We start from the raw sequence: 12,498 nt of genomic DNA on the forward strand, positions 1-12,498 counted from the left end.
CACCCTTTGCTTGATAGCGTAGTTTACCGTATATCATCGTATGCCGGGCGTTTGCAAACCGTGTATGGCCAAGGATCGAAGAAGCTGCCGGCCAGGGCTTGACTCAAAAAAAAGCAGACCGCCCGTAGGCGACCTGCGTTGCATTCTATTGGATTCCGACAGGGTGGCGCAGCCGATCATGCTCCTCCTGGAACGCTGCTGCGATCCGGCCTGCACGCTGCGGCGTGAGGCAAGCCGGATCGCGTATGAAGCGCGTTGTCCCGCAAGCGGCCGCACTCAACCCAACCGGTAGATGTCGGAATATTTCCGCCGCAAATATTGGACGAGATAATCCGGATCGAGCGGCTTGCCCGTCACCCGTTCGATAATTTCCGACGGTTCAAGCAGCTTGCCGTGCCTGTATATGCGCTCCGTCAGCCACTCCTTGATCGGCAGCAGCTCGCCCCGCCCGACCAGCTCCCACATGCCGTTCAGCTCGCGTTCCATCGTATCCGCGATTTGGGCGGCGTACATATTGCCGAGCGAATAGGACGGGAAATAGCCGAACGAGCCGCCCGACCAGTGCACGTCCTGCAGCACTCCTTCCGCGTCGTTATCCGGCGCAACGCCGAGATATTCGCGGTATTTGGCATTCCATGCTTCCGGCAGATCGGCGGCTTTCAAGCCTTCGTTAAATATTTGCTTTTCCATCTCGTACCGGATAATGATGTGCAGATTGTATGTCAGCTCATCGGCTTCGATGCGGATCAGCGACGGGCGTACGACGTTGATCGCCCGGTAGAAATCTTCGACCGGCACGTCCAGCTGTCCGGGAAAACGCCGCTGCAGCTCGCCGTAATACCGTTCCCAGAACGGACGGCTGCGGCCGATCACATTTTCCCAGAAGCGCGACTGGGATTCGTGAATGCCCATTGACGTGCCGGTGCACAGCGGCGTGCCGGCCAGCTCCGGATCGATGTTTTGCTCGTAAAGGGCATGTCCGCCTTCGTGAATCGTGCCGAACAGCGCGCTGGTCACGTCGTCCGGCAAGTAGCGGGTCGTAATGCGGACATCGCCGGGGCTCAGTCCGATGGCGAACGGATGGACGCTCTCGTCGAGACGTCCGGCGGAAAAATCGTAGCCCATCTCTTTCAGAATAAACAGACTGAACGCTTTCTGGGCGTCCTTGTCGAACGACTGCCGCAAAAACCGTTCATCCGGCTGATGCGGCGACTCCGCGATCGCCGATGCGAGCGGCACAAGCTGTTCCCGCAAGCCGCCGAACACACGATCGAGCTCAGCGGTCGTCATGCCCGGCTCATACTGGTCGAGCAGCGTATCGTAGCGGGTCCCGCGGACGCCCCACAGATCAATGAATTGCCCGGTGTACCCGATGATCCGGTCCAGATAAGGCTGAAAACGCTTGTAATCGTTATTCGCTTTCGCCTCTTCCCAAACGGATTCCGCCTGCGACGTCAGCACGACGTATTCCTCGTACAGTTTGGGCGGAATTTTGACGCTGCGGTCGTATTCCTTGCGCGTTTCCGCGACAAGCTTGCGCTGCACCGGCGACAGCGACTCCTGCGCGCGGGGTTCCTCCAGCGCGGCCAGCAGCTCGCCCATCCGTTCGGACACCGACAGCTTGAACATCTCGGCCGACAGCGCCCCGATCGCTTCCGAACGCCGTTCGACCCCTTTGCGCGGCGCGCCGGTTCTCAGGTCCCAGTACAAAACGCCGAGCGCCTCGTCATAGCTTTTTATTTTGCGGATCAGCTCGTCGAACGATTGCCATGTCTCTTCCGTGTTTGCCGTCATCCCGCTCGCCTCCATCTTATATTTTCTTCAACTTGATCATACTTTTTGCAAAACGTATAATCAATATGAAAGTCAACGAAGGAGAAATGGCGATCATGAACATTCAATTTACCCCCGCCGCGGCGGAAGCGATCCGTCCCGAGCTGGCCGGCGGGCTGCGCCGTCTCAAGCTGCTCTACGATACGGAAGGCTGCGGCTGCGCCGTCAGCGGCGTTCCCGCCCTGCAGTTCGTCGATCGGCCGGGCCCGGACGACCGGGAAGGCGAAGGCGATCCGTTCCCTTTCCTGTACGAGCCGCGGCATGAAGTGTTTTTCGAGCCGAAGATGAAGATCGATTACGACGCGGAGCGCGGCGCTTTCGTATTGAAGAGCGACGGGCAGATTTATACGAATCATCTGCGGTTGCTGCGCTGACGGTTGCGCCGGCGCTTCATGAGCGCGATTTCGCATGCAAACGCAAATCGGCTTTCACGTTTTGCTTTGCCCAGACAGAAGGAGTGGAAATATGGCAGAAGGAAATATCGGGAAAATTTTGGAGTTTAATGAGAGATTCGTAGAAAACCGCGAATACGAGGCTTACTTGACAGACCGGTTCCCGGACAAAAAAATGGCGATCGTGACCTGCATGGACACGCGGCTGACGGAACTGCTGCCGAAAGCGATGAATCTGCGCAACGGCGACGCCAAAATTATTAAAAACGCAGGCGCGATCGTCACCCAGCCGTTCGGCAACATTATGCGCAGCATCCTCGTCGCCGTCTATGAGCTGGGAGCGAAGGAAGTGCTGATTATCGGGCATTACGACTGCGGCATGACAGGCATTGATCCCGAGAAGGTCGTCACCCATATGAAGGAGCGCGGCATATCCGAAGAGACGATTCAAACGCTTCGCAACTCCGGCATCAATCTGACGCGCTGGCTGGTCGGCTTCGACAATGTGAAGGAAAGCGTGGAGAACAGCGTCGGCATTGTGCGCAACCATCCGCTGCTGCCGGTGGAGGTGCCGGTGCATGGCCTGATCGTCGACCCGACGACGGGCAAGCTCGACCTGGTCGTCGACGGCTACGAGGAGCTACGCAAGCGCCAAAGGTCGTCGGAGCGCTAATCTAGCGCGCTCCTTCGTTCCTTGCGCGGGCTTTCGCCTCGGCGGCAGCGGCGCGCGCGGCGATGACACCGCTGCGGTCGCGCAGCTTGTGGCGGTGGACGACCGCCGCTTCAGGCCGGGGCTCTTCTCCCCAGACAAGCCCCCGGAGCCGGCTCGCTTCGCGGCACATCCGCAGCAGCTCGGGATCGGCGATCGGCAGATCGAAGCGGCGGTAAGCGGACGTCCCGCTCCGCTCCGCCAAGGCGGAAATCGCCTCGGCGACAATCGCTTTCATCGCCGCCGCGTCCAGCCCGAGCCGGCGCATATGCTCGTCCGTCAGCCGCCTCTCAGCGCTGGCGAACATTTTACGCGCGCCGCTTATGTTCCCTCTCCGGCTGTGATACTGGCCGACCGCCAGTTGAATGAGCCCCACCCAGGCGTCGCCAAGCCCGTCGTCCGGATGGGATTTCCAATATTCCTCCAATATTTCATGGCACTCGAAATAATCCCGCGTCGCATGAAATTCGACCAAATAATCGATATAGGCGTCCGGATAGCGCTCTCCCATTGCCGCTCCACTCCCCTTTTTCGTCAGCAACAGCTTCATTATAAATTATAAATTTTTATTATAAAAAATGAAACCAAAGCTCGTCGCATACGTAAACATAAACCGATGGCAACTTATGCCGAACCGATTTTTACAGGAGGGACACGACTAAGAGATGAAAAAAGGGTTGCTAGTCATGATGGCATTCGCGCTGTTCTTCGCTTTCAGCGCAGCCGACTATGCGGACGCCAAACCGCGGGGCGGCTTGAAGTCGCCGAGACAAGGCGTCACAACGCCGTCCAAGCCGGCCGAAAATGTCAGCCGCAGCGATTCCGGCACGAAGGCCACAAATCCGGCAACGGGCACGACCGCGAACCGCGGCGGATTGTTCGGCGGCGGCAGCTTCATGAAAGGGCTGATGATCGGCGGTCTCGCCGGCATGCTGTTCGGCGGACTGTTCGGCAGCATGGGCTTCTTGGGCGAAATTCTCGGCTTGATGATCAACTTGCTGGCTCTGTTCCTGCTCTTCGCGGTTATCCGCGCCATATTCGTCTATTTCCGCGACCGCCGCAAAATGGCGGACAATAACCGCAGACCGTATTAACGATGCGCATTTACACCGACGAAATCATCAATGCCGTCTGCCATCATATGGCGTCGCGCAAAGGCGTCCCCGTCTCGAAGGTAGAAGCGCAATTGTCCTGGGACGAGGATTACGGATTTACCGCCGAAGTGTGGGTCGACGGCCGGAGCCAGTATCTGGTTGAAGCCAATTTGCTCGAAGCGATCGAACAGTATATGTATAACCATTACAATATTCGCGTGTTCCGCTCCCAGATTACGCTGGATGCGGACGAAGAGTTCTGGGCCGACATCGAGGTGTGACGGCTCCCGTACGGCTCCGTTTCCAAACGCAAGCGGAGATGCACACAGCAAGCCCGGCGGTCGCCATGACCGGCCGGGCTTGTTCGATGACGCGGCGCATTTAGCGGCGCGTAAAAGCGAGTACGGCATTGACGCCGCCAAAGCCGTAGGAGTTCGAGACGACCGCTTCGGCACGCGCTTGCCGTCCCGCCCCCTGAATGAGATCGATATCGGCCGCGGGATCCGGCTCCTCCAGATTGGCCGTCGGCGGCAGCCAGCCTTCGCGCAACGCCATCACCGCAATCGCCGCCTCGATCGCCCCGGACGCGCCGAGCGGGTGGCCGTACAGCCCCTTCGTCCCGCTGACGGCGACCGGACGATTGCCGAATACGTCGCGCACGACCTTCGATTCGGTCACATCGTTCAGCGGCGTGGACGAGCCATGCGCGTTAACGTAACCGATATCATCCGCCGACAGTTCGGCGTCGGACAGCGCCAGCCTGACCGCCCGCGCCGCCTGCGAACCGCTAGGCAGCGGGACGCTCATATGATGGGCGTCGTTCGTCAGGCCGAAACCGGCCAACTCCGCCAGAATAACCGCCCCTCTCGCTTTCGCATGCTCTTCCTCCTCGATGACGAGCACCGCCGCCCCTTCTCCCATCACGAAGCCGTCGCGATGGCGGTCGAACGGCCGGCTCGCCCGGTGCGGGGCGTCGTTACGCGAAGACATCGCCCGCAGCATATCGAAGGCGCCGAACGAGAGCGGCGAAAGCGGCGCTTCCGCTCCGCCGGCAAGCGCGACATCCGCTTCGCCCCGGCGTATCGCCTGCAGCGCGCGGCCGATTGCGACGGCGCCGGACGCGCATGACATGGCGTTCGTCTCATTCGGTCCGGTGAAGCCGAACGCCATCGCCATATTGCACGACGCCGCGCCGCCGAACACGGAATATCCGAGCGTCGGCGACACGGACCGGTATCCGCCGCCGTGAAAGCGGGCGCTCTGCTCTTCGGCGAACGAAATGCCGCCGAGCGCGCTGCCCATGAAAATACCGGTGCGCTCCTGTTCCGCATCGTCCGGACCGAGCCGCGCGTGGCGCAGCGCCAGCGTCCCGGCCGCTACCGCAAGCTGGGAATAGCGGTCCATCCGATGCGCCCGCTTGCGGTCCATGTACGCAAGCGGATCGAAATCCCGGATTTGCGCGGCGATGCGGCTGCGCAGACCTTCAGGCTCGAATCGTTCAATGACGCCGACCGCGCTTTCGCCCCGGCGCACGCCGTCCCATAGCGCGTCGATGCCGGCGCCGATCGGCGTGACGCAGCCGATGCCGGTCACGACAGCCTTCCGCTTACGCATTGGCGGCAGCTCCCTTCGACCTTCCTTCGGCCGCCCTTTTCAGTCCTTCAAGCGTTTGATCGGCAATATGTTGCACGAACACCGGGCCGATGATCCGCTTCGCGAGCAGCTTTCCGACCTGCGGACGATGCCATTCGTGGGCAATCGTCACCCGGGTGCCTCCATCCGCGGGAGCGAGCTTCCATTCGACCTCCATCCCTTTCGTCACCCCGCGCACATGGCGGTAACGAACAACAGACTCCTCCTCATCCACTTCCATCTCGCTGACCCACCATACCGGCCAGCCGACCGTATCGAAACGGCGCAGCGCCGCCATTTCCACAAGGCCGCCCAGGCAGCCGCTGCCTTCAAGAAACCGGACACGCCGGTAATGCGGCAAATAGTCCGGCCAGCGGTCGACATGCCGCGCGAATTCGAACGTCCTGGACGGCGGGCAGGCAAAATGCAGCTCATTCCATGTATACAACGTTTCTCGCCCCTTTGCGAAAGATTTGGTTACGATCGTTTCAGCTTCCTTGGTATGCATAACGCGCTGCGCCGATTTTTACCGCGGGAGCGGCGGCGGACAGTCGCCGATCAGCCCCGCCAGCCGGCGGGTAGCGGCCGGCCAGCCGCCCAGGACGGCGGACGCGCCATCCAGCCAGGCCGGATGGCGGCAGACGTAATCGATCAGACGCTGCAGCCGCGTTCCCGTTCGGAACGTCTCCCGGATCGTGCGGTCGTAGTCGTACAGCGGCCGTTGCGATCCGCTTGCCAGCGCCTGGGCCAGCGCATCGGCGGCAAGCTCGGCCCCCCGCAGTGCGCGGTAGATGCCTTGGCCGGTAAGCGGGTCGTAATAGCCGGCGGCGTCGCCGACGAGCATCAGGCCCGGCCGGGCCGCGGCGCTTACCGGGCGGTCGAACGGACCGCAAGCCAGCACTTCGCCGTCGATCGCGGCTCGCTCGAACGCCGGCGCCAGCTCCGGCCACCGGCCCGCAATTTGCCGGACGAAAGCCGGCTTGCGGCCGGCCGCTTCGATCGCCCGCCGTTCCGGAACGACGACCGTCATATTGGCCGTTCCGCCGGCGAACGGCGCGATGCCGACGACCTCGTCGCGCCGAACATACAGCTCGACGTAAGGCTCCGTCTGCGGCCATTCGTCAAGCCGGACCGTAAAGGCAATCTTGCGTACGCTGCCGGATCGCGCAAGTCCCGCGCGCCGGGCGACAACCGAACGCAAGCCGTCGGCGCCGACGACGAACGGCGCGGTCAACCGGAACGCCGCGCCGCGCTCAGTCCGCCCGCTGACGCCGCAGACGCGACCGTCGTCGAACAGAAGCCGGTCGACGCGCATCCCTTCCAGCAGCGAAGCGCCGGCCCGCGAAGCCGATTCCGCCAGCCAGCGGTCCAGACGTTCCCGGGGGCAAGCGAGCCCTCGCAGTCCCCCGGGATAATCTGCCGAAAGCCGACTTCTCGGCGTATGCAGCCGCCAGCCGCGCAGCGGAACGGCCGCATCGGCCAGCTCGGCTTCCGGCGCATAGCCCATTCGCCCGAGCGCCGCGATCGCTCCCGGATTCAGCGATTCGCCGCACGGCTTGCGCTTCGGGAAGAAGCCGGCTTCCAATATGGCGACGGAGATGCCGCGCCGCGCAAGAAGCCGGCCGAGCGCGCTGCCGGCTGGCCCCGCTCCGACGATGATGACGTCGGCCATATTAGCGTCCGCCGCCGACAAGCGCCAGCCGGAACGGGAAGTGGCGGTGCAGCCTGGCGTCCACTCCCGCCCGTCTGGCCAGCGCCTCCGCTTCGGCGGCCGTATAGGCGCGCTGCACCGACAGCGGCCCGTCGTGGCGGGTGACCGGGCTGCGCCAGACGAAGCGGGCCAGCAGGCGTGCCGCGCCAAGCGCCGCCGGATGGCGCTCCAGATCGGCCGCGACCCATCCGATCCGGCTGACCCGCTCCAGCTCGCGCAGCAGCATGGCCGCGTCATCTCCGTCGAAGTGATGGAGAGCCAAATTGCTGAACGCGATATCGAAGCTGCCGTCCGGATACGTCAGTCTGCGCCCGTCTCCCTGCTCGATGCGGATCGCGCCGCTGCCTGCCGTGCGCGCAGCGGCGAGCCGCACGATCCGGCTGTTGATGTCCACGCCCGTCACCGTCAAGCCGATCCCTTTCCTCTCCGCCCAACGGATGAGCATGAGCGGCTGATCGGCCAGTCCTGTCGCGACATCCAGCACATTCACCTGCCTTCCCCCGCGGGCGGCCAGCAGCACCATCCGCTTGATGTGCGCGAACAGCGCAGGATTGCCGCCCATATACCGGTTCACCTGCCACACTTCCCGGAGGCTGCGCATCAGCTCCTGCTCATCCAATTCCGCATCGTCGAGCATCTCTTTCCGGATTTGCCTGTCCATTCCGCCCTCCAGCTCCTTCGGCCGAGATTGGGTAACGCTTCATTTTTAGTTTGAGGGAATTACTGGTTTTTTATCCATCGTTTTCACGAAGATCGTCCGCAACCGGATTGTTTATTTTTTTGCCCGAAACCAAATCTACCGATTTTGCGTTTAATATTCATAGACTAAGAGAAAGGAAGTGACAAGCGAATTTGATAAATCGAACGAGCCGCATGGCGATTGTGCTGCTGATCGCGGTGCAGACCGTATGGGCTACCGCCGCGGTCGGTTTTGCCGCCGAGAAGGAAGCCGCCAGCGCGTACCGGGTATACCAGAACGACAAGCCGCTGCGGGAATTTGTCTCGGAATCCCAGGCGATCGCTTATGCGAAGCGATTCAAGTACGCCCATGTCGAGAAAATAACGGGGCGCGTATGGGTCTGGGACAATTTCCCGAAATTCAAGGTGTACCAGGGCTCCACATCGTACAACTGGTGGGAATACGATACGTACGAGCAAGCGCTGGCCAAGGCGAAAACATTGAAAAACGTACATATTCGCGATCTCGAAAAGCCTGGCTGGGTTTACAGCAACTATGCGAAATACCAGCTGTATCAAGGTGACAAAACGAAGGCGGAATGGGGCTTCGAAACGCTGGAAGAGGCGAAAAAAGAAGCGAAGCGCTGGGGCAACGCACATATTATGGACATCGGCGCCAACAAATGGGTGTGGGACAACCTGTCGGCGAACGATCGTCTGAAGCAGCGCCAAGGCACGAAAAAATATGCCGTCTACAAGGACGGCGAGGCGGTCTCGACAACGAAGTACGGATTTTTGCTGGACGCCATCAACGCGTCGGCGAAAGTCCCCGGAAGCACCGTCGTCAATACGGTTACGAAAGCCGTCGTGCATACCAATGTCCCGTCCTACGAGGTATTTCAGAACGGCAAGCCGTTGAAATCGTTCTTCGGCCTGCATCAGGCGGTTCAATATGCCAAAAGCTATGCCGGCAGCCGGGTCGCGCTGGGCGGCGAAACGTACTGGACCAACGAGCCGTACTTGACCGTGTACCAGGGCGACAACAAAATCAAGTCGTTCCATACCCGCAAGGCGGCCGTCGCCTATGCCGCCGCCCTGTCCGGTTCCGTCGTGCGCACGGAAGACGGCCGGGCCGTATGGAGCAATACGAAGCAGCTGGTCTACCTCGGCTGGAACGGAACGTCGAACAGCGCCGTCATCCGGGAGCAGGTCGCCGTCACGCAAGGGCTCGATATCGATTCGCCGACCTGGTTCGAACTGGCCGACGCCGGCGGAACGCTGAAGGACAACTCGGACCCCGCGCTCGCAAGAGAGCTGAAAGCGGCCGGAATTTCCGTCATGCCGCTCGTCCATAACCAGTTCGACCAAGCGATGACGACCGCGTTTCTGGCGGATACCGAAGCCCGCAAACGGTTTATCGCCGCCCTCGTCAACAGGCTGGCCGAGCTGAAGGTCGACGGCGTCAACCTCGATTTCGAGTCGCTCGCCGGAACCGACCGGGACGCCTATACGTCCTTCGTCCGCGAGCTGACGAACGCGGCGCATGCGAAGAAGCTGAAGGTGAGCATCGATCTGCCGCGCGGCGATACGGCGTGGAATCATTTGACCGGGTACGATCACAAGGCGCTCGCCGGCATCGTCGATACCGTCATTGTGATGGCTTACGACGAGCACTGGCAGGGCGGTCCGGAAGCCGGATCGGTCTCCGGGCTGGCCTGGACGGAGGAAGGCATCAAGCAATATTTGTCCTACGGCATTCCGCGCAGCAAGCTGATGCTCGGCATTCCGTTCTATGTGCGGGAATGGCAGCTCGATGCGGACGGCAAGCCGGTCGCGAGCCGGGCCGTCTATATGAAGGAAGTGCCGAAGCTGATCGCCGAGCGGGGCGCCAAAGGGACGCTCGACCGCGAATCGGGGCAAATGAAATATACGTATCAAAAAGACGGCTCCACATACGTTTTCTGGGCCGAAACGGAGCAGACGGTGAAGCAGCGCATCGAGCTGGCCAAAACGTACGATCTGGCCGGCATCGCCGCATGGCGCCTCGGCTACGAAAGCGCGGACCTGTGGACGACGTTGCTGCGGTTGAAATGATTTTGCATACGGCATCATTTGCGCGGTATTCTTACCGCCGCCACTAATCGAAGAAGCGCCTCCCGACGGGATGGCGCTTCTTCATATTGTTGCGGTTTGCCGCAAGGGTCAGCGGTCCGCGTCCAGCAGTGCCTTGAGCGACGCCGCGTCCGTCACCGGCGCCTGGCAGGCGAAGTTGACGCAGACGTACGCGGCCGGGTTTCCCCGAACCGGCATTTTGCCGGCGACGGCGGGCACGAGCCGCTCCAGCGCTGCGGCTTCCGGTCCGGGAACGGCGAGGAGCACTTCCGTATGCGGACGGAAGCCGCGATGCGCCGCCTCGATCATCCGGCGCGTCTCCTCCTCGTCCCGGCTGCCGGCAATGACGATCTCACCGCCTGCGGATGTCGCGTAGTCGAGGGCGATCAGGTACATCGCATAGCCGGGCGGATAACGCCGCACCGCGCCGGCGAACGCTTCGAGCTGCCGTTCGGCCAGCTCCGCCAGCTGCGCGTCGCCGGTCAGCCTCGCCAGCCGTTGCAGGTTGAGCGCCGCGACCGAATTGCCCGACGGCATCGCGCCGTCGTAGATTTCCTTGCCGCGGGCGAACAGCTTCTCGCCGTCCGCGCCGGTGAAAAACAGGCCGCCCTGATGCTCGTCGCGGAACAACTCGATCATCCGCTCGTTCAGCTCGATCGCCGCCTGCAGATGCCCGATATCGAATCCGGCCTCGTACAGCTCGATCAGGCCCCAGACGAGAAAGGCGTAATCGTCCAGATACGCTTCGTAAGCGGCTTCTCCATCGCGGTAGCGGGCCAGCAGCCGTCCGTCCTCCCGGCGCAACTTGCGCAGAATAAAATCAGCCGACCTTCTAGCCGCTTCCAAATACCGTTCCCGGCCAAGCGCCTTGTACCCGGTCGCCAGCGCCATGATCATCAGGCCGTTCCAGGCGGTTAAAATTTTGTCGTCCTTGCCCGGATGAACCCGCTTCTCGCGGTGCTCGTACAACCGGGCACGGCTGTGCTCGATTCTCCGCTGCAGCTCCTCGACCGTCATGCCGCGCTCCGAGGCGAACGCTTCCGCATCCTGCCCAATCAGGTTCGGGATGCTGTCCCCTTCGAAATTCCCTTCCTCCGTAATGCCGAACCATTCGCAGATCAGGTCCCCGTCTTCCGCGCCCAGTACATTCGCGATCTCATCCGGCCGCCAGACGTAAAATTTGCCTTCTCGCCCTTCCGAGTCCGCATCCTCGGCGCTGTAGAAGCCTCCCTCCGGATCGGTCATATCGCGCAGCACATACTCGAAGATTTGCTCCGCCGTCTCGGCATACTCGCGTTTCTCCGTCAGCTGGTACGCTTCCAGATACGTCCAGGCGAGCAGCGCGTTGTCGTACAGCATCTTCTCAAAATGCGGCACCAGCCACTGCTCGTCCACCGAATACCGCGCGAAGCCGAAGCCGATATGATCGTACATACCGCCGCGGCGCATCCCGTCGAGCGTCCGTTCGACCATCCGCAGCGCCTTGTCCTCCCCGGTACGACGACAGTAGCGGAGCAAGAAAGACAAGTTGTGGGACGACGGAAACTTCGGCGCCCCTCCGAACCCGCCATACTCGCTGTCGAACAGCCGTTCATACAGCCGGTAAGCCTGATCGAGCAGTTCCGGCACGGCTTCGCCGCGGCGGTCGGCTTCCATGCTGTCCCGCACCTCCTGCGTGATCCGCTCGGCGAACTCGAGCACCTCTTCCCGGTCATTCCGCCATTTGTCCGCCAGCCGCGACAGCACATCCACCAGACCCGGCCTGCCGTACCGGCTGTGCTTCGGAAAATAGGTGCCGGCGAAAATCGGATTCCGGTCCGGCGTCAGAATGACGGTCAGCGGCCAGCCGCCCTGCCCGGTCATCGCCTGGCATACCGCCATATAGACCTGATCGATGTCCGGCCGCTCCTCGCGGTCCACCTTCACGGCGACATATTCGCGGTTCAACAGCCCGGCCACTTCGCCGTCCTCAAACGATTCGTGTTCCATGACATGACACCAATGGCAGGTACTTGTGAGTTAGCAACGTCAGCTATACCCAATAGATAAAAAGACGGGCTTGTTTTCGCTTTTCGCTTTTTCAAAAGCCTCGTCCGACCAAGGGAACCAGTCTACCGGATTGAAAGCGTGTTGGAGCAAATACGGCGACTTCTCCTTGGCTAATCTATTGGGTTTGCGATCCGTTGTCATGGGGCACCACCTCCGTTCTTTTTGGTAAAGTTTGGTTAACCCAATTTTAGCATACCCATTGTTCAAAAATAAAACGCAACCTTAAATTAAGGTGCGCTACAAAATGTCATGTCCTTATTTTTTAAGATTAACCTGAATTTCGAAAGT

11 protein-coding genes and 1 pseudogene are annotated in these 12,498 nt (G+C 61.2%); 5 read left to right on the plus strand and 7 right to left on the minus strand.

Going from position 1 to position 12,498, the window contains the following annotated elements; translation table 11 throughout:
• Positions 1–276: 276 nt before the first annotated feature.
• Positions 277–1,794: a carboxypeptidase M32 gene (locus tag ABEV74_RS09700; protein ID WP_430145534.1), complete on the minus strand. Its 1,518-nt coding sequence runs from the start codon at positions 1,792–1,794 to the stop codon at positions 277–279.
• Between the two features lie 95 nt (positions 1,795–1,889).
• On the opposite strand from ABEV74_RS09700, the gene ABEV74_RS09705 reads away from it, so the two are divergent.
• Both ABEV74_RS09705 and ABEV74_RS09710 read left to right on the plus strand, forming a co-directional pair.
• Entirely contained in the window at positions 1,890–2,207 is a 318-nt protein-coding gene (locus ABEV74_RS09705; RefSeq protein ID WP_430145536.1) for an iron-sulfur cluster biosynthesis family protein, read from the plus strand.
• A 91-nt stretch (positions 2,208–2,298) separates the two neighbouring features.
• Complete coding sequence (locus tag ABEV74_RS09710) at positions 2,299–2,898, plus strand: beta-class carbonic anhydrase (RefSeq protein ID WP_430145538.1); 600 nt, start codon at positions 2,299–2,301, stop codon at positions 2,896–2,898.
• Between the two features lies 1 nt (position 2,899).
• Here the strand turns inward: ABEV74_RS09710 and ABEV74_RS09715 are convergent, their stop codons facing one another.
• Positions 2,900–3,445, minus strand: coding sequence for a DUF309 domain-containing protein (locus ABEV74_RS09715; protein ID WP_430145540.1), 546 nt, complete (start codon positions 3,443–3,445; stop codon positions 2,900–2,902).
• Between the two features lie 154 nt (positions 3,446–3,599).
• On the opposite strand from ABEV74_RS09715, the gene ABEV74_RS09720 reads away from it, so the two are divergent.
• Both ABEV74_RS09720 and ABEV74_RS09725 read left to right on the plus strand, forming a co-directional pair.
• Positions 3,600–4,028: a hypothetical protein gene (locus ABEV74_RS09720; protein WP_062492880.1), complete on the plus strand. Its 429-nt coding sequence runs from the start codon at positions 3,600–3,602 to the stop codon at positions 4,026–4,028.
• A gap of 2 nt (positions 4,029–4,030) precedes the next feature.
• On the plus strand, positions 4,031–4,309 hold the full coding sequence (locus tag ABEV74_RS09725; RefSeq protein WP_062492879.1) for a YxcD family protein: 279 nt from the start codon (positions 4,031–4,033) through the stop codon (positions 4,307–4,309).
• A 100-nt stretch (positions 4,310–4,409) separates the two neighbouring features.
• Here ABEV74_RS09725 and ABEV74_RS09730 read toward each other — a convergent pair whose 3' ends face one another.
• The 4 genes from ABEV74_RS09730 to ABEV74_RS09745 all read right to left on the minus strand — a co-directional run bounded on the left by ABEV74_RS09730 (position 4,410) and on the right by ABEV74_RS09745 (position 8,032).
• The gene (locus tag ABEV74_RS09730) at positions 4,410–5,642 is read right to left on the minus strand and encodes a beta-ketoacyl-[acyl-carrier-protein] synthase family protein (protein ID WP_062492878.1); all 1,233 of its coding nucleotides are present in this window, start codon (positions 5,640–5,642) and stop codon (positions 4,410–4,412) included.
• Entirely contained in the window at positions 5,635–6,108 is a 474-nt protein-coding gene (locus ABEV74_RS09735; protein ID WP_430145542.1) for an SRPBCC family protein, read from the minus strand. The genes ABEV74_RS09730 and ABEV74_RS09735 overlap by 8 nt, the downstream gene beginning before the upstream one ends.
• A 78-nt stretch (positions 6,109–6,186) precedes the next feature.
• Entirely contained in the window at positions 6,187–7,332 is a 1,146-nt protein-coding gene (locus ABEV74_RS09740; RefSeq protein WP_430145545.1) for an NAD(P)/FAD-dependent oxidoreductase, read from the minus strand.
• A gap of 1 nt (position 7,333) precedes the next feature.
• Positions 7,334–8,032 carry a methyltransferase domain-containing protein gene (locus ABEV74_RS09745; RefSeq protein WP_213528232.1) on the minus strand — a complete coding sequence of 233 codons (699 nt, stop codon included), beginning with the start codon at positions 8,030–8,032 and terminating at the stop codon, positions 7,334–7,336.
• 191 nt (positions 8,033–8,223) lie between these two features.
• Between ABEV74_RS09745 and ABEV74_RS09750 the strand changes: the two genes are divergently transcribed.
• Complete coding sequence (locus tag ABEV74_RS09750; RefSeq protein ID WP_430145547.1) at positions 8,224–10,143, plus strand: glycosyl hydrolase family 18 protein; 1,920 nt, start codon at positions 8,224–8,226, stop codon at positions 10,141–10,143.
• Positions 10,144–10,251: 108 nt separating this feature from the next.
• Here the strand turns inward: ABEV74_RS09750 and ABEV74_RS09755 are convergent.
• Positions 10,252–12,351, minus strand: a pseudogene (locus ABEV74_RS09755) (thioredoxin domain-containing protein).
• Between the last annotated feature and the right edge of the window lie 147 nt (positions 12,352–12,498).

This window comes from Paenibacillus cisolokensis, from assembly GCF_050481165.1.
Taxonomy (GTDB): domain Bacteria; phylum Bacillota; class Bacilli; order Paenibacillales; family Paenibacillaceae; genus Paenibacillus_AH; species Paenibacillus_AH cisolokensis.